This is a genomic window from Bacillus solitudinis, from assembly GCF_002797395.1.
Lineage (GTDB): Bacteria > Bacillota > Bacilli > Bacillales > Bacillaceae_D > Halalkalibacter_A > Halalkalibacter_A solitudinis.
In genome coordinates this window covers 1,414,566-1,432,537 of the sequence record NZ_KZ454943.1, presented here as the reverse complement: position 1 = coordinate 1,432,537, position 17,972 = coordinate 1,414,566, and the positions used below count along the sequence as shown (strand labels likewise).

Below are 17,972 nucleotides of genomic sequence, written 5' to 3'. Positions count from 1 at the left end.
AGGGGTAGACCTAATGGAGGTTTGGTTAGCGTTATTTCTTCCTTTTTTACTCATGGTCGTTATCACTCGTGTGACGTTTAGCTTAATTGGCGCGAGTATTGTCACGTGGATGGTATTGATATTTGCTACGGGGGTGCACGAAAAGTCTTGGATCCTCATCGTTATAACAGTGCTTTCTTTTGCGATTGGGTTAATGATTTCCAATAGACGATTACGAGTAAAGCAAGGGATGTAGAAATTTAAGAAAAATGAGTGAAAAAGAAGAAAAAACTAGAAAAAGAATGGTATAATATACATAACACTTATGGAGTGATGATAAACTATCTGTATTTGGGCGCTTAGATAGTTTGGAGCTGGTAGTGCAACCGACCTAAGTCAGATAAAACGAATAGGGAGGTCGTCGCGATGATGCGCTCTTCTTTTAAGTATTTAACCGACAACTTATTAATCGATACCTACCAAAAGGCGTTAGAGTTTAAGTTAGACGAATGTTTTATAGAACTCATTGCGGATGAACTGAAGTTTCGGAACTTAATGGACCGTCTAAAACAACCCGTAACAATTCAGGAAAATGTAAATACTCCACAATAGACAAGCAATAGTATGAGCAAGATTCATTAATTAGAGGATGTCTCAGGTTAAGACCTGAAGATATCCTCTTTTTTGTTTAGTTGAATAGGAGACGGGAAGATAATAATAGAAAGCAAATAAAACGAACGTTCATTCGTATCATTTGCTTTCAACGTAGTTAGCTATGGTATAATGATGCTACTAATTCTATGTTCTTGAGGGGGATTTTTCTTTGGGAAATTCGTTTGAGCTTGTCTCGGCATATAAACCAGAAGGTGATCAGCCAGAGGCCATTCGTGAAATTGTCAGCGAAATGAAAAAGGGAACGAAGCATCAGACATTACTAGGAGCAACAGGAACTGGGAAAACCTTTACGATGTCGAATGTTATCCAACAAATAAATAAGCCTACGTTAATTATGGCTCATAATAAAACACTTGCAGGTCAGCTGTACAGCGAGTTTAAAGAGTTTTTTCCTAATAATGCGGTTGAGTATTTCGTTAGTTACTACGATTATTATCAACCGGAGGCGTATGTACCGTCTTCTGATACGTTCATTGAAAAGGATGCGAGTATTAACGATGAAATTGATAAGCTTCGTCACTCGGCAACAAGCTCATTGTTTGAACGCAACGATGTTATTATCATTGCAAGTGTGTCATGTATATACGGCTTAGGTTCACCGGAAGAATACCGAGACCTTGTTTTATCTCTACGTGTCGGAATGGAAATCGAGCGGAATGAGTTGCTGCGTAATTTAGTAGATATCCAGTACGACCGAAATGATGTTAACTTCACACGTGGTACGTTTCGGGTACGTGGCGATGTCGTTGAAATTTTTCCGGTCTCGCGTGATGAACAATGCATTAGGGTTGAGTTTTTCGGGGATGAGATTGAGCGGATGACGGAGGTTAATGCGTTGACTGGAGAAATCAAAGGCGAGCGTAATCATGTTGCGATTTTCCCGGCATCCCACTTCGTTACCCGTGAGGAGAAATTGAAGCGGGCCATTAAAAATATAGAAGCAGAGTTGGAAGTGCGTCTGAAGGAAATGCATGAGGAAGGTAAGCTTCTTGAAGCACAGCGGCTCGAGCAGCGGACTCGTTACGATCTTGAGATGATGGCTGAAATGGGGTTTTGCTCAGGAATTGAAAATTATTCCCGTCACTTAACTCTACGAGAAGCAGGGGCGACTCCTTACACATTAATCGACTTCTTTCCAGATGATTTCTTACTTATGATTGATGAGTCCCATGTGTCATTACCACAGGTTCGTGGGATGTTTAACGGGGATCGTGCTCGTAAGGAGATACTCGTAAACCATGGATTTAGACTTCCTTCGGCGCTTGATAACCGACCACTTAGATTTGAAGAATTTGAAGAAAAGGTTAATCAAGTTCTTTATGTATCAGCTACACCTGGACCTTATGAAATTGAGCATACGCCGAAAATGGTGGAACAAATTATTCGTCCAACAGGTTTACTAGATCCAACGATAGATGTCCGTCCAATTGAGGGGCAAATTGATGATTTGATTGGTGAAATTAATGCAAGAGCGGAAAAAAACCAACGCGTCCTTGTTACAACGTTAACGAAAAAAATGTCAGAGGATTTAACTGACTATTTAAAAGAGATTGGGATTAAAGTTCGTTATTTGCATTCAGAAATAAAGACTCTTGAGCGAATTGAAATTATTCGACAGCTCCGAATGGGAACCTTTGATGTTTTGATTGGGATTAACTTACTTAGAGAAGGGCTTGATATTCCCGAAGTGTCTCTTGTGACCATTCTTGATGCTGACAAGGAAGGGTTTCTTCGCTCTGATCGCGCCCTTATTCAGACAATCGGTCGGGCTGCAAGAAATGAAGAAGGTCATGTGATTATGTATGCTGATAAAGTGACAAAATCAATGCAGCTTGCAATAGATGAAACGGGTCGTCGTCGTTTTATCCAGGAAGAACATAATAAAGAGCATGGCATTACACCGAAGACAATTCAAAAGAGAATTCCCGAAGTTATTCAAGCAACGATGGTGGCTGAAGGGGAAGATGATTACGGGGCAGTTGTACCGAAAACGAAACTGAGCAAGAAGGATAAGGAAGCAATGATTGTACGGATGGAAGAGGAAATGAAGGAAGCGGCGAAGAGTTTGAATTTCGAGAGGGCCGCAGAGCTTCGTGATTTAATTTTAGAAATGAAAGCGGAAGGGTGAGCATAGAATGGCATTAGAAAATATCGTCGTCAAAGGGGCGCGCTCCCATAACTTAAAAAACATCGATGTGACAATTCCAAGAGATAAGCTTGTTGTATTAACAGGCTTATCCGGGTCAGGAAAATCTTCGCTTGCATTTGATACGATATATGCAGAGGGCCAACGCCGGTATGTTGAGTCATTATCTGCGTATGCTCGCCAATTTCTAGGTCAAATGGATAAGCCTGATGTTGATGCGATTGAAGGACTTTCGCCTGCTATTTCAATTGATCAAAAAACGACAAGCCGTAACCCACGTTCAACGGTTGGGACAGTTACGGAAATATTTGATTATTTGCGTCTTTTTTATGCTCGGGTTGGCCGTCCTGTTTGTCCAAAGCACGGCATCGAGATTTCATCACAGACGATTCAACAAATGGTCGACCGTCTCCTTGATTACCCAGAACGGACAAAGATGCAAATCCTTGCACCACTCGTTTCAGGACGAAAAGGGACACATGTGAAGGTGCTCGAGGATATGAAGAAACAAGGCTTTGTTCGTGTGCGTATTGATGGTGAAATGCGTGAAGTAGCTGAAGAGATTGAGCTTGAAAAGAATAAGAAACACAGCATCGAGGTTGTCATCGATCGGATTGTAATTAAAGAGGGAGTGCAAACACGAATTGCTGATTCACTCGAAACGGCTCTCGGCTTAGCGGACGGACGTGTGCTTGTGGATGTTATGGGTGAGGATGAGCTCTTATTTAGTCAGCATCATGCATGTCCGGAATGTGGCTTTTCGATTCCAGAGCTTCAACCGCGAATGTTTTCTTTTAACAGTCCCTTTGGTGCTTGTCCATCTTGTGATGGGCTAGGCTTGAAATTAGAGGTAGATCTTGATCTTGTTGTTCCTGATAGAACAAAAACATTGCGCGAGCATGCGATCGCAGCATGGGAGCCGACGAGCTCACAATACTATCCGCAATTACTTGAAGCGGTTTGTGAGCATTATAGCATTGACTTAGATGTTCCAGTAGAGCAGATACCCGAGGAGTTATTCAATAAAATTTTATATGGAAGTGGAACGGATCAAATATTCTTTCATTATGAAAATGAATTTGGACAAGTCCGTGAAAACCTAGTTGTCTTTGAAGGAGTCGTGAAAAATATTTCGCGACGTTATCATGAAACGAGCTCGGATTATATTCGTGAGCAGATGGAAACCTACATGACTCAGAAGGATTGCCCGAAGTGTAAAGGCTATCGTCTGAAAAGAGAAGCATTGGCAGTTTTTGTGGGGGGACGCCATCTAGGTGAAGTCGCATCGTTATCTGTAAAAGATGCGCTGGTGTTTTTTAACGAATTGGATTTAACCGAGAAGGAGCAAGCGATTGCTCGCTTAATTTTAAAGGAAATTAATGATCGTTTAGGTTTTCTCATTAATGTTGGTTTGGATTATTTGGCATTAAGTCGAGCGGCTGGAACTCTTTCAGGTGGGGAAGCGCAGCGTATTCGTTTAGCGACCCAAATTGGTTCGTCGCTCATGGGTGTTCTCTATATTTTGGATGAACCATCGATTGGCTTACATCAACGTGACAATGACCGCTTAATTCAAACGCTTGTGCATATGCGAAATCTTGGTAATACACTTATTGTTGTAGAGCATGATGAAGATACGATGCTTGCAGCGGATTATATTATTGATATTGGTCCAGGTGCCGGTGTGCATGGTGGACAAATAACCGCACAAGGAACTCCAGAGGAAATTATGAACGACGAACAATCCTTAACAGGACAGTATTTAGTTGGGAAAAAATTTATTGCCATTCCCACTGAGCGACGTCAATCGAACGGGCGTAGTTTCACGGTGAAGAATGCGTCAGAAAACAACTTAAAGAATGTGAGCGTGACATTCCCACTAGGTGTATTCATGGCGGTTACGGGTGTGTCAGGATCAGGGAAAAGCACACTAATTAATGGAATTGTCTATAAATCTCTTGCACAAAAGCTTCATCGTGCCAAAGAAAAGCCAGGAAAGCATAAAGAAATTGTTGGAATTGAAGAAATTGATAAAGTTATCGATATTGACCAATCACCAATTGGCCGAACGCCGCGATCAAATCCAGCGACATATACAGGTGTGTTTGATGATATTCGTGATGTTTTTGCGATGACAAATGAAGCGAAGGTACGTGGCTATAAAAAGGGACGCTTTAGTTTTAACGTTAAAGGTGGTCGCTGTGAGGCTTGTCGTGGGGATGGGATAATTAAAATTGAGATGCATTTCTTACCTGATGTATATGTCCCTTGTGAGGTGTGTCACGGAAAACGTTACAATCGTGAAACGTTAGAGATTACGTACAAAGGAAAAACGATTTCTGATGTGCTTGAGATGACGGTGGAGGAAAGCGTTGAGTTTTTTGCGAATATCCCAAAAATTAATCGGAAAGTCCAAACCCTTGTTGATGTAGGGCTTGGCTATATCCGTCTTGGTCAGCCGGCGACCACATTATCAGGTGGGGAAGCGCAGCGAGTTAAGCTAGCTTCGCAGCTGCATAAGCGGGCGACAGGACGAACGTTATATATTCTGGATGAGCCAACGACAGGTCTTCATGTTGATGATATTGATCGTCTTCTTCATGTCCTTCAACGATTGGTGGATAATGGTGATACCGTGATGGTTATTGAGCATAATCTAGATGTGATTAAGACGGTTGATTATATTATTGATCTTGGTCCTGAAGGTGGCGATAAGGGTGGTCAAATTATTGCGGAAGGTACTCCTGAGGAGGTTGCTGAGGTGGCTGCGTCCCATACGGGGTATTATTTGAAGCCGATTCTTAAGCGCGATCGTGAGCGGATGGATGTACAGATTCGGGAGAAAGAATTACAAAATAATTAGATTTTGAACCAATCCGATGGGAGTGAGAGGAGAGGCGAACCCCTTGCTTGGGGAGTCTCTTTTTTTAGGGGTTACACATCATGGTTACCTGGTCGGTTTTTATATTCATGGTGCCTGTGGTCGTTAACCTCTTTCTGCAAGAAATTTAAAATGCCGTTAAATAGTTGAAACATTTTACCTGCGATCTACGTATCACAGAGAGTGAGTATAATTTGATAGGGGATGGCGCCATTATGGAAGAACGTAAAATGATTTTAAAGATGATTGAAGATGGAAAAATCTCGGCAGAAGAAGGTCTTAAACTTTTAGAAGCTTTGGAAGGACATAAGAAAACGTCTGATGAGCCGTCAACAGCTGTGTCATCTCAAGTAGACTGGTCGGAGGGCGAGAGATATAAACAGCAACATAGTCAGTCTGCGTCTTCAACAAGTAAGTTTACGAGTTTCCTTGAAAGTGCTTTTCAGAAAATTAAAGAGTTTGATTTAGATTTTAATTTCGGTTCATCGATTGAAATTAATCATATTTTTCAACATAAGGATGTATCACCCAAATCATTAAATGTATCACTTGAAAATGGATCGATTATGATTATCCCTTGGGATGAAAAAGATGTGCGTGTGGAATGTCAGGCGAAGGTTTACCGTGTGAAGGATAGCGATGAAGCTCGGCGAGTCTTTCTTCAAGAATCCTCATTTGAAGTTAGCGAGGAGCGGTTAACTTTTCAAACGAAGGTGAAATCGATGAAGACGATTACGACTCTTTATGTTCCAAAGACGAGCTTTGATTTTATCAAGCTGTATACGTTTAATGGACAAATAAAGGGGAATCAGATGCATGTAGATACGTTGGATGCAAACACTCTAAATGGAGGACTTTCGTTTGAGGCCGTAACGGCGAAGAAAATTATTGCCGAAACGGTAAACGGTGCGATTGACTTAAAGCAGCTTGATGCTCACTTAATCGATGCGAAAACGATTAATGGTGGTATTACTCTCATTGGTCAAGTGCAAGATGCTGATGCCGAAACGGTTAACGGAACGATTACGTATGAGCTGCATTCTTTGAAGGAAGCAGGCTATGCTGATTTAAAGGCAACCACGGGAAGCATTCATTTACACCTTCCGAAGGACTTCCGGGTGGAAGGAAAGTTAAAGACGAACGTAGGTGGGTTTACCGTTGGATTAAATGAATATGAAATCCTAGAAGAGAAAAAGGAATTTGCAGTGAAAGGCTTAACGTTTGTTGGAAATAAGCAACAAACTACGACGATAAAAGTGAACGCAGTCACGAATACTGGGTCAATTATAGTTAAAGATTTATAAGGAGGGTGAAGCTCAATGAAAAAAAGACTCTATCGAACCCAAGACGATCGGAAACTCGCAGGCATTTGTGGAGGGTTGGCGGAATACTTTAATATTGATGCGACAATTGTTCGAATTTTGATGGTTATCTTGTTTATCTTTTCAGTCGGATTTCCTGTCTTGATCGCGTATATTATTGCCGCATTCGTTATTCCGAATAAAGAGGATGTGATTTGATGAGATGGTTGATAGGGTGGCTGATTAACGCAGCTTTCCTTCTCCTCATTGCTGCTGTCTTCGAGGGCTTTTACCTTTCTGGATTTGGAGCGGCTGTCATTGCCAGTCTTTTGTTATCGCTTGTAAATACGATTGTACGACCGGTTTTAGTTGTACTGACGCTTCCGATTACGATTTTAACGTTAGGGTTGTTTTTATTTGTAATTAGTGCGCTAACTTTATCGATTACAGCAACTGTTATGGGCGATGCTTTTGTCATCGATGGTTTTGGGATGGCGTTGCTTGCATCAATTTTGATTGCCATTGTGCAATCATTTGTTATTAAACCAATTAGAAAAAGGTAAGGGGGAGTGGTGAAAGGGGTGGTTACCTTTTATCGCTTCTTTTTTATCTTAAAAGGAAAAATACCCTTCGCCTGAGGAGAGAGGAGAGACAGGCCTTTGCCGTGCGCTAGTGGAGGGTAGTCTCTCCTCTTTGAAGGCTTACGCATCCTCGTTGCTCGTTTGATAAATGTCCGTCTCTTACATCGGTTTCGATTATTTTAGTACATGGGCAAGCGCTGTTATCCTAGTAACACTTCTTTAGTGTACAAGTAGTTTTATCAAAAGTAGCATAAAAAAACTGTGGATTTGTTTAAATAAAAAGAATTTTAGGCACGTATGAAATGTTCTGTGTCAAAACATGATAAAATGGAGAGCGTACACGATATCATAAGACAGAAGATGTTTTCCGAAGGTGGGATAAAGAATGGGTAAGATAACAGCTAACGACTTACTAGAGAAGTTTCAATTTGAACTGATTGCAGGTGAAGAAGGGATTTATCGTCCGATTACAACGAGTGATATTTCGAGACCAGGGATTGAAATGGCAGGCTTTTTTACATATTATCCGGCAAAGCGTCTCCAACTCATTGGTCGAACAGAGCTTTCTTTCTATGAACAATTAAGTGAACATGAAAAAGAAGAACGGATGCTTAAGCTATGTACGTATGATACACCAGGAATTATCTTGTCTCGTGGACTTGATGCCCCAAAGGAATTAAGAGATGCGGCCGAGGCACATGGTGTACCATTAATGCGTTCAAACTTTACAACGACGCGCTTAAGTAGTAGACTAACGAATTTTCTTGAAAGTCAATTAGCGCCAATGACAGCCGTTCATGGAGTGCTCGTTGATATATATGGAATTGGTGTCTTAATTACAGGAAATAGTGGAGTCGGTAAAAGTGAAACTGCATTGGATCTTGTTAGACGTGGCCACCGCTTGGTTGCTGATGACTCTGTTGAAATTCGTCAAGAGAGCGAGGATACCCTTGTTGGTCGTTCTCCTGATCTGATTCAGCATTTACTAGAAATTCGTGGGTTAGGAATTATTAACGTGATGACGTTATTTGGTGCAGGTGCCGTCCGTCCGTTTAAACGGATTGCGCTCTGTATTAACTTGGAGCTATGGGATCAAAAGAAAGCGTATGATCGTTTAGGATTAGAGGAAGAAAAAATGAAAATCTTAGATGCTGAAATTACGAAATTAACGGTACCTGTTCGACCTGGTCGAAATCTTGCTGTTATTATTGAAGTTGCTGCGATGAATTTCCGTTTGAAACGACTTGGTTATAATGCAGCACAGGAGTTTTCCGAACGGTTAACAGGGGTTATTAGCAACTCAGATACGGACGAGTTCCAGTAAAATTTCGAGAGAATAGAATAGAAGAATGAGGTGGAGATGTGGTGGAGGAAACGTTTGAACCATTCAACCGAGTGTTTCTTGAAGTCGGGCCATTTACAATTTATTGGTATGGCGTAATCATTGGTCTCGGGGTGTTTCTCGGTTATTTGCTAGCATCAAGAGAATCAGTTAAACGAGGGATGCCAAAAGAAACTTTTGCTGACCTGCTTTTGTTTGCTATTCCGATAGCGATTATTTCAGCTAGAATTTATTATGTTATTTTCCGATGGGACCAATTTGCAGCCGATCCGATTCGAGTCTTCTTTATTTGGGAAGGCGGCATTGCGATCCATGGTGCATTAATTGGTTCAGTATTGACGGCTTATTTCTTTGCGAAAAAACGTAATATTTCTTTTTGGCAATTAGTTGATGTCGCGGCACCAAGTATTTTACTAGGTCAGGCGATTGGTCGTTGGGGAAACTTTATGAACCAAGAGGTGTACGGGGGTCCTGTGACAAGAGAATTTCTAGAAGGACTATTCTTACCAGAATTTATAATTAATCAAATGTACATCAACGGCACGTACTACCACCCCACTTTCTTATATGAGTCGTTATGGAATCTTGTTGGTGTAGCCTTGCTCCTTTATTTAAGAAGGCTCAACTTAAAACAGGGCGAAATTTTCATGAGTTATGTTATTTGGTATTCTGTTGGTCGCTTCGTCATTGAAGGCATGCGACTAGATTATTTATTAATTGGCGGAGTCTTAAAGACGGCTCAAGTTATGTCAATTGTTCTTGTTATCGGTGCAATTATCCTTTGGGTTTATAGACGAAAAGACCCTTTGACGCCGAGGTATTTTGATGAAATGCCTAAAAAGAAGGAACCTGTAACAACAAAGGAAACAACGAAAACGAAGAAGAAGAAAAAGTAGTCAGCACTTACTAATCATCGAAATGTCCAGATGAAGTGTAGTACTGCTTGGCTGCCTAATTCGGTGCTGGTGTTGCTGGGTTATAATAACCCAGATTTGCAGATGTATAAAAAAACAAGTGTTAAGGGAAAGGAAGCCACCTATGAGTATTGATACAATTTTATTTGATTTGGACGGGACGTTAATTAATACGAATGATTTAATTATTGCTTCGTTCTTACATACACTTGAGGAGTATTATCCTGGTAAGTACACACGTGAGAGGGTTATTGATTTTATTGGTCCGCCACTGACGACGACATTTGAAAGTATGGATAAGAGTCGTGCTGAGGAAATGATTCAAACCTATCGCACCCATAATCATTTAAATCACGACTTGCTTGTTAAAGAGTATGAGGGAGTCTATGAGACAATCGAAGAACTGCATAAGCAAGGATTTAAGCTTGGGATTGTTACAACGAAAATTAGAAAGACAGCAAAGATGGGGCTAGAGTTAACCAATCTTGCTCAATTCTTTGATGTTATTGTCGGTTTTGATGATGTTGAAAAGGTTAAACCAGACCCTGAGCCGCTCGAAAAGGCACTAAAGGCCCTCGGTTCAACGAAGGAAACAGCAATGATGGTCGGCGATACACCACATGATATTCTTGCTGGAAAAAATACCGGTGTACCTACGGCGGTTGTCGGTTGGTCAATTAAAGGTCGCGAGGTCGTTAAGTTATACGAACCTGACTTTATTTTAGATTCAATGAAGGATTTACTTACTATCGTGGGAGCTCCAGCACAATGAGTCGAAAAACGGAGCGTTATCCGGTAAAGTCAGCAAATTCACTCTGGCATATTTATCGAACGGTTCCGTTTGCGAAGGTTGTCAAAAACTTCGCCGTTATTCAAATCTCAAGGTACATGCCCTTTCTGCAGATGAAGAACTGGTTGTATCGGAGATTTTTACGAATGAAGGTTGGCGATGAAACGGCCGTTGCGCTAATGGTCATGCTAGATGTGATGTTCCCAGAACGAATTTCGATTGGCCGTAATACGATTATTGGCTACAATACAACGATTTTAGCACATGAATATTTAATTAAAGAATATCGTTTAGGTGATGTCATCATTGGCGATGAAGTGATGATTGGCGCAAATACAACGATTTTACCTGGAGTAACGATAGGAGATAACGCAATAATCTCAGCAGGAACACTTGTAAATCGGGATGTTGCTGCTGGATCGTTTGTTGGTGGAAATCCGATGCAGGTGATTCGTGAACAAGCTACTATATAAGATGATATAAAAAGGCCGATATGACAGTTCATACCGGCCTTTTAGCATGTGAATTGGGTTATTTTGAAATGTTTTCTACAGCTTCATAGGTTTTTTTGATAGCTGAACTTAATTGGGTATTGCTTTCTGTCTGCTGCTGGACACTTCCAGATATCTCCTGCAAAGAAGCGGTAGACTGTTCAATGATGCTTGCAAATTCGGTTACGGCTGTTTCAATTTCATTCGTATCAGAACCGACCTGCTTGGCAATATTGGCAAACGATTGAAACTCACTCATCAATGATTCAATGGCTTTGTCGATATGACCGAAGGCTGTTTTTGTTTTTTGTGTTGTTTCAATATTTGTATTCATTTCAGTAGCAATCGTTGTCATTTGAGTTTGGGTGAGTAAGTTGCTTTTTTCAATATTGGCAAGGTTAACCGAAATCGTTTTTGCGGTTTCTTCGGTCGTCTCTGCAAGTTTACGTATTTCAGAGGCGACAACAGAGAAGCCTCGTCCACTTTCACCAGCACGTGCTGCTTCAATTGAAGCGTTTAACGCAAGTAAATTTGTTTGGGAAGTAATTTGTTGAATTGATTCTAATGAAACCATCGATTGACTAATCATTTCACTTAAACTCTTCATATCAGTCGACATTTCTTGGATAAGCGTTTGAAACTGCAGAACTTGATTCTCTAGAATATTTACTTGCTCAATTCCGACATTAGAATTTTCATCGGTTACTTGTGAATACTTACGAAGTTCGTCTAATTTAACTAACATAGCCTGAACTTGTTTATTTGTTCGGGAAACAACATCGAGAATTTCACCTGAAGTCTGAGATTGGATGTTCGTCCCCGTAGCAACCTCTTTTATAGCATTATTCATTTGATCAAATGAAAGTGTATTTTCTGAAGATTGCTGTTGGATAATGCCAAGCTGACTTACAAGTGTCTGTGTATTTTTTGCTAATTCTTCTTTTACTTCTTGTTCGCTGTTTAGCTTTGCCATGAGCTGTTGCTGAATGTCTTGAATTCTCAGATCACTTTTTCTGGCAATTGAAACGGTTAGCGATAGAATAAGTAAAATGAGTACATATAAAATACCGAAGCCAAAGAGAGCGTTGAAGTCGAGATTATTGTTAACTGCATAAATACCATAAGAAAGCGTCGTTAAAATCGTACCAAGATAAAAGAGTCTACTACTTAAGTAAAACGCTGATAAAACTAATAAAAAGAAATAAAAACCTGACATGTCCATTCCCTCGGTTGTATGGACAATTAGAGAGAAGAATAAAATTAAACTAATGAGTGTGACATAAGGAATGATAAACGTGGCCTTTTTTTTTAAGTGTAAATAACCTATAGTTGATGTTAAAACAAGATTGATAACACTTAGAAATAATTCCCCGCCTACAATGAAATAAGTCGATAGTCCGATAAGAGTATTTACGAGTAAAAAAATAAACATATATTTATTTTTTGAGTGCACAATTTCCTTATCTACAGTGTGATTCAAGTTGATTCCCCCTTATCTGTTTAAGCGCTTTCATGCCTATGTAAGAAGTTTATCTTATGACAAAAGATTCAGCAATTGTTATTTTTGAAAAAACAAAGATTTTGTCGAATTCTTCCATTATAAAGGGGGGAATAAACACTTAGTCAAATGGTGCAACGACTCAAGTTGGTTAGCGATCCAAATGCAGAAAAAACCAATCTAACTTATTGACGAAAAATAGGAATAAGGTGTAAACTAAAAAGAGCACTTTATCTTGGTAGTATATTAGCGAACTAAAGCAATTTAATTATAGAAAGTATGAAATAATAATTATTTGAAATGAAAATAGAGGTGTAGAGATGACTAAACCATTTATGTTTGAAAAGCCAATTGGAATGAGGGACACTCTTCCAGAAGTATATGAAACAAAAAGACAAATTCGTCATCAGCTAGAGGCTGAAATGGAAGGCTGGGGCTATCAAACGATTGAAACCCCGACATTAGAATATTACGACACGGTTGGTGTCGCTTCTGCGATTTTAGATCAACAGCTTTTTAAATTATTGGATCAACAAGGGAACACTCTTGTGCTTCGTCCTGATATGACAGCACCTATTGCCCGACTAGTTGCTTCTAGTTTAAAGGGAGCAGAGTACCCGATTCGTCTAGCGTATCAATCTCAGGTGTACCGTGCTCAGCAGCATGAAGGTGGCAAGCCAGCCGAGTTTGAACAAGTTGGCATTGAATTAATAGGCGATGGAACCGTTAGCGCGGATGGAGAAGTTATTGCTCTTATGGTTGCTTCATTAAAACGAGCTGGATTAGAAAACTTTAAAATTGCGATTGGCCATGTTGGCTATGTAAATGCATTGTTATTAGACGTTGTCGGCAACGCGGAACGTGCAGATGTTCTTCGCCGCTTTTTATATGAAAAGAACTACGTTGGTTTCCGCGAGCATGTAAAGAGCTTAACGTTATCTTCAATTGATAAAGGGCGCTTACTTGGATTATTAAAGCTCCGTGGAGGTAAGGACTCTTTATTACAAGCGGCTGATCTTGTTAAGACAGAACAAGGAGACATAGCGTTATCAGAGTTACATCAGCTTTGGGATGTGTTAGAAAGCTATGGCATTGACAAGTATGTGAAATTTGATTTGAACCTTGTTCTTCATATGAGTTATTATACGGGAACTGTGTTCGAGGGGTATGGAGCGCATCTTGGCGTGCCGCTTTGCAGTGGGGGACGATATGATGAGTTACTTGAGAAATTCAATCGACCTGCGCAAGCGACTGGTTTCGGTGTGCGTTTAGATTTATTAGTTGAAGCAATTGGCAAAACGGCAGAAGCCCCTCTTAGAACTTGCATTATCTTTAGTAAGGACCATCGCAGCGAGGCTATCGCCCTTGCGACAGAAAAGCGCGGAAACGGCGATGTGGTGGTACTTCAGGATTTAGCTGGAATTACGGATGTGGACCGAATGTCAGAGCAATATTCAGACGTAGTCTATTGCATAGGCAAGTCGAAGAAGGGAGGCGAGTCACATGAGTGATGTATTAACTGTGGCGATGCCAAAGGGACGAATTTTTGAAGAAGCGGTTGAGCTGCTCCGCAAATGTGGCTACAATCTTCCTGCTGAATTTGATGATTCTCGGAAGCTAATTGTTGATGTACCTGAGGAAAATATGCGTTTTATTTTGGCGAAACCAATGGATGTGCCGACATATGTTGAGCATGGTGTTGCTGATGTTGGTGTAGCGGGTAAAGATACAATGATTGAAGAAGAGCGTGATGTCTATGAAGTGCTAGATTTGAAAATTAGTGAGTGCTATCTCGCTGTTGCCGGGCTTCCTGGCTACGAGAAAAAGGATATTAATCCGAAAGTTGCCTCAAAATACCCGAATTTAGCGACTCAGTATTTTAAGGAGCAAGGAGAACAGGTGGAAATTATTAAACTTAATGGATCCATTGAGCTTGCCCCGTTAATTGGACTTGCTGATCGAATCGTTGATATTGTCTCGACAGGTAGGACGTTAAAGGAGAATGGACTGGTTGAAATGGAGACAATTGTGCCAATTACCTCGCGTCTCATTGTTAACCCTGTTAGTTACCGAATGAAGGATGACCGCATCGATGAAATGGTGGAACGCTTGTCAAAAGTGATTGAGGGGGATGAGTAATGAGAATCGTAGCGGTAGATAAAAATGTCAGCATTAAGCGTGCGTTAGATGCCGGAACGGAAATGCAACGTGATGCCGTCACGAATATTATTGCCCAAGTCAGAGAGCAAGGTGATCAAGCGCTATTTACCTTAACTAAGACGTTTGATGGAGCTGATTTGACGACGTTAGAAGTTTCCGAGAAGGAGCTCAAGGAAGCATATGACGATATCGATGAGCCGATTTTAGCAGCTCTGCGTCAAGCGATTGAAAACATACGCGATTTTCATGAACGTCAAACGCGCCAGTCGTGGATGACTACAAAAGAAGATGGAACCGTCCTCGGTCAAAAGATTACGCCCCTTGATTCAGTTGGTGTGTATGTACCAGGTGGAAAAGCGGCGTATCCTTCTTCGATTATGATGAATGTTATTCCCGCACAGGTTGCGGGTGTCGGAGAAATCATCATGGTCTCGCCTCCACAAGCTGACGGAACTTTACCTTCAGGTGTGTTAGTGACTGCCAATGAACTGGGCGTAGACCGAATTTTTAAGTTAGGTGGAGCTCAAGCTGTTGCTGCGCTTGCTTATGGGACAGAAAGCGTACCGAATGTTGATAAAATTACAGGACCAGGAAATATCTATGTCGCGCTCGCAAAGCGTGCCGTTTTCGGTCAAGTTGACATTGATATGATTGCTGGACCAAGTGAGATTGTTGTCTTAGCTGATGAAAAAGCAAATCCACGCTATATTGCTGCTGATTTACTTTCTCAGGCTGAGCATGATGAAATGGCTTCGGCTGTGCTTGTGACCCCGTCAAAAGAGTTAGCCGAATTTGTCGCAGCAGAAGTCGCAGAACAATTAGCTACTTTGCCAAAGCGGGAGATTGCTTCAAAATCAATTGAAGATTACGGCACCATTTACGTAGCGCAGGATATGGTAGAAGCGATTGATGTTGTAAATGAGTTAGCTCCTGAGCATTTAGAAATTTTAACAGAAGATCCGATGAAGCTTGTTGGGAAAATTCGCCATGCTGGAGCAATTTTCCTTGGCGAATATAGCTCGGAGCCTGTCGGCGATTATTTTGCTGGACCTAATCACGTTCTACCGACAAATGGAACGGCTCGTTTTTCAAGTCCGCTAAATGTCGATGACTTCACAAAGAAATCAAGCATTATCTCTTATAGTAAAGAAGCGTTACTTGCAAATGGAAAACAAATTTCTGCGCTTGCCCGTCTTGAAGGCTTAGAGGCCCATGCTCGTGCAATCGATATTCGAATGGAGGAAAAGTAAATGGAACAACGCCGTGCTGCAATTGAGCGCAACACTGGAGAAACGCAAATTAAATTGGATTTTCATATCGATGGAGAAGGACAGTCTGATCTGAAAACAGGCGTTCCGTTTATGGATCATATGCTTGACTTATTTACCAAGCATGGTCACTTTGATTTAACGATTGATGCGAGTGGTGATATAGAAGTCGATGATCACCACACGACCGAAGATATTGGTATCTGCCTTGGTCATGTGCTTAAAGAAGCACTTGGCAATAAAAAAGGGATTAAGCGTTACGGCAACGCATTTGTGCCAATGGATGAGACGCTAGCGCAAGTTGTGGTTGATTTAAGCAACCGACCCCATCTCGAATTTCGTGCGGAATTTCCAAGTCAGAAAGTCGGTACATTTGATACAGAGCTTGTCCATGAATTTCTATGGAAGCTTGCGCTTGAAGCACGCATGAATCTTCATGTGATTGTTCATTACGGTCATAACACGCATCATATGATTGAAGCGGTGTTTAAAGCATTAGCGAGAGCGCTTGATGAAGCCACAACGATTGATGCACGTGTGAAAGGTGTACCTTCAACGAAAGGAATGTTGTAAATGATAGGGATCGTCGACTATGGAATGGGTAATTTACACAGTGTTAGTAAGGCATTGGAGCGCCTGGGTCTTGACTATGTGTTAACAGATAGCATTGAAGAATTAGCTGAAATGGACGGATTAATTTTACCGGGTGTGGGGGCATTTCCTGATGCAATGGACATTTTGAACGAGACTGGGCTTGCTGCGTTTATCCAGGACTGGGCATTTGCTCGTAAGCCATTGCTAGGTATTTGTCTTGGCATGCAGCTTTTATTTGAGGAAAGTGACGAGCATGGAAAAACAAAAGGAATTTGCTTGCTTCCTGGTCGGATCGAACGTTTTTCTGGGAAGACGGAATCTGGAGAGACGTATAAGGTTCCACATATGGGCTGGAATAAGCTTTCATTTACGAATAATGAGCACCCTCTTTTGGAAGGTGTTGAAGAGGGTCATGTATATTTTGTCCATTCTTATGTCGTCAATACAGACGATGAATCGGTCCTGTTAGCAACAAGTGATTATGATGTACGCGTTCCAGCTGTTGTTGGTCGTGGCTATGTTATGGGCACGCAATTCCATCCGGAAAAAAGCAGTACGGTTGGGATGAGCATTTTGAAAAAATTTGGGGAATTGGTAGAAAAAGAGGTGGCTGAACGTGAGTAATTTTATCATTTATCCAGCAATTGATATGCGTGATGGAAACTGTGTTCGTCTTGTCCAAGGTGACTATGACCAAGAAACGGTTTATGGGGATTCTCCTTTTGAGATGGCAAAAACATTTGCTAGCACAGGTGCAGAGTGGATCCATATGGTCGATTTGGACGGGGCGAAGGCTAAAAAACTCGTTAACCATGAGCATGTTCTTCGTGTAGCGAAAGAGCTTGATGCGAAGGTACAAGTTGGTGGAGGAATTCGAACAGCTGAGGATATTGCCTTTTATTTAGAGGCTGGTGTGGATCGAGTTATTCTTGGCAGTGTTGCTGTTAACCAGCCTGATTTCACCAAGAAAATGCTTGCAAAATACGGTGGAGACCGAATCGTTATTGGCTTAGATGCACGTGATGGGTATGTAGCAACAGAAGGCTGGCTTGAGACATCTTCTGTAAAGACAGAGGATCTTGCAAAGGAGCTTGCTCGTTTCGGGGCAGAGGTGTTTATATTTACTGATATTTCTCGTGATGGGATGCTCTCAGGTCCAAATACTGAGGCGATCACAAGCCTAGCGGTAGCAACGGGCAAAGAAGTCATTGCCTCGGGTGGAGTTAGTTCACTAGCAGACTTAATGGAACTTCGTGCAAATACATCAAAAGGTGTTGGTGGTGCGATTGTAGGTAAAGCTCTTTATACAAATAAATTTACATTGAAAGAGGCATTACAAGGGGGAAACTAAT

At 41.2% G+C, this 17,972-nt stretch carries 18 protein-coding genes and 1 riboswitch; of the genes, 17 read left to right on the top strand and 1 reads right to left on the bottom strand.

What is annotated here, in order from left to right:
• The first annotated feature begins 13 nt into the window (after positions 1 to 13).
• The 11 genes from CEF19_RS06985 (at position 14) to CEF19_RS06935 (ending at position 11,082) form a co-directional block, all read left to right on the top strand.
• Positions 14 to 235, top strand: coding sequence for a DUF2198 family protein (locus tag CEF19_RS06985; RefSeq protein WP_100405429.1), 222 nt, complete (start codon positions 14 to 16; stop codon positions 233 to 235).
• 61 nt (positions 236 to 296) lie between these two features.
• Positions 297 to 380, top strand: a riboswitch (cyclic di-GMP riboswitch).
• 25 nt (positions 381 to 405) lie between these two features.
• Complete coding sequence (locus CEF19_RS06980) at positions 406 to 591, top strand: sporulation histidine kinase inhibitor Sda (protein ID WP_227521934.1); 186 nt, start codon at positions 406 to 408, stop codon at positions 589 to 591.
• 211 nt (positions 592 to 802) lie between these two features.
• Entirely contained in the window at positions 803 to 2,782 is a 1,980-nt protein-coding gene (gene uvrB / locus CEF19_RS06975) for an excinuclease ABC subunit UvrB (RefSeq protein WP_100405428.1), read from the top strand.
• A gap of 7 nt (positions 2,783 to 2,789) precedes the next feature.
• A complete protein-coding gene (gene uvrA, locus CEF19_RS06970; RefSeq protein ID WP_100405427.1) occupies positions 2,790 to 5,663 on the top strand; it encodes an excinuclease ABC subunit UvrA in 2,874 nt (957 codons plus the stop codon).
• 233 nt (positions 5,664 to 5,896) lie between these two features.
• Positions 5,897 to 6,985: a DUF4097 family beta strand repeat-containing protein gene (locus CEF19_RS06965; RefSeq protein ID WP_100405426.1), complete on the top strand. Its 1,089-nt coding sequence runs from the start codon at positions 5,897 to 5,899 to the stop codon at positions 6,983 to 6,985.
• A 15-nt stretch (positions 6,986 to 7,000) separates the two neighbouring features.
• Positions 7,001 to 7,201 carry a PspC domain-containing protein gene (locus tag CEF19_RS06960; RefSeq protein ID WP_100405425.1) on the top strand — a complete coding sequence of 67 codons (201 nt, stop codon included), beginning with the start codon at positions 7,001 to 7,003 and terminating at the stop codon, positions 7,199 to 7,201.
• Entirely contained in the window at positions 7,201 to 7,545 is a 345-nt protein-coding gene (locus CEF19_RS06955) for a phage holin family protein (protein ID WP_100405424.1), read from the top strand. Before CEF19_RS06960 ends, CEF19_RS06955 begins: the two co-directional genes overlap by 1 nt.
• Before the next feature lie 403 nt (positions 7,546 to 7,948).
• Positions 7,949 to 8,887 carry an HPr(Ser) kinase/phosphatase gene (gene hprK, locus CEF19_RS06950; protein ID WP_100405423.1) on the top strand — a complete coding sequence of 313 codons (939 nt, stop codon included), beginning with the start codon at positions 7,949 to 7,951 and terminating at the stop codon, positions 8,885 to 8,887.
• Between the two features lie 41 nt (positions 8,888 to 8,928).
• Positions 8,929 to 9,801: a prolipoprotein diacylglyceryl transferase gene (lgt, locus tag CEF19_RS06945; protein WP_100405422.1), complete on the top strand. Its 873-nt coding sequence runs from the start codon at positions 8,929 to 8,931 to the stop codon at positions 9,799 to 9,801.
• A 142-nt stretch (positions 9,802 to 9,943) separates the two neighbouring features.
• Positions 9,944 to 10,591 carry a pyrophosphatase PpaX gene (gene ppaX / locus CEF19_RS06940; protein ID WP_100405421.1) on the top strand — a complete coding sequence of 216 codons (648 nt, stop codon included), beginning with the start codon at positions 9,944 to 9,946 and terminating at the stop codon, positions 10,589 to 10,591.
• The gene (locus CEF19_RS06935) at positions 10,588 to 11,082 is read left to right on the top strand and encodes an acyltransferase (RefSeq protein WP_100405420.1); all 495 of its coding nucleotides are present in this window, start codon (positions 10,588 to 10,590) and stop codon (positions 11,080 to 11,082) included. The genes ppaX and CEF19_RS06935 overlap by 4 nt, the downstream gene beginning before the upstream one ends.
• A 58-nt stretch (positions 11,083 to 11,140) precedes the next feature.
• On the opposite strand, the gene CEF19_RS24205 is transcribed toward CEF19_RS06935, so the two are convergent.
• The gene (locus tag CEF19_RS24205; protein WP_406565379.1) at positions 11,141 to 11,845 is read right to left on the bottom strand and encodes a methyl-accepting chemotaxis protein; all 705 of its coding nucleotides are present in this window, start codon (positions 11,843 to 11,845) and stop codon (positions 11,141 to 11,143) included.
• A 1,073-nt stretch (positions 11,846 to 12,918) separates the two neighbouring features.
• Between CEF19_RS24205 and CEF19_RS06925 the strand changes: the two genes are divergently transcribed.
• From CEF19_RS06925 to hisA, 6 genes are read left to right on the top strand one after another with little or no spacing between them, the layout of a single operon-like run.
• Positions 12,919 to 14,109, top strand: a complete 1,191-nt coding sequence (locus tag CEF19_RS06925; RefSeq protein WP_100405418.1) for an ATP phosphoribosyltransferase regulatory subunit — start codon at positions 12,919 to 12,921, stop codon at positions 14,107 to 14,109.
• Positions 14,102 to 14,737: an ATP phosphoribosyltransferase gene (gene hisG, locus CEF19_RS06920; RefSeq protein WP_100405417.1), complete on the top strand. Its 636-nt coding sequence runs from the start codon at positions 14,102 to 14,104 to the stop codon at positions 14,735 to 14,737. The genes CEF19_RS06925 and hisG overlap by 8 nt, the downstream gene beginning before the upstream one ends.
• Positions 14,737 to 16,008, top strand: a complete 1,272-nt coding sequence (gene hisD, locus CEF19_RS06915) for a histidinol dehydrogenase (RefSeq protein WP_100405416.1) — start codon at positions 14,737 to 14,739, stop codon at positions 16,006 to 16,008. The genes hisG and hisD overlap by 1 nt, the downstream gene beginning before the upstream one ends.
• Positions 16,009 to 16,599, top strand: coding sequence for an imidazoleglycerol-phosphate dehydratase HisB (gene hisB, locus CEF19_RS06910; RefSeq protein WP_100405415.1), 591 nt, complete (start codon positions 16,009 to 16,011; stop codon positions 16,597 to 16,599).
• A complete protein-coding gene (gene hisH / locus CEF19_RS06905; RefSeq protein WP_100405414.1) occupies positions 16,600 to 17,244 on the top strand; it encodes an imidazole glycerol phosphate synthase subunit HisH in 645 nt (214 codons plus the stop codon). It begins immediately after the preceding gene.
• On the top strand, positions 17,237 to 17,971 hold the full coding sequence (gene hisA / locus CEF19_RS06900) for a 1-(5-phosphoribosyl)-5-[(5-phosphoribosylamino)methylideneamino]imidazole-4-carboxamide isomerase (protein ID WP_100405413.1): 735 nt from the start codon (positions 17,237 to 17,239) through the stop codon (positions 17,969 to 17,971). Before hisH ends, hisA begins: the two co-directional genes overlap by 8 nt.
• Position 17,972: the final 1 nt, after the last annotated feature.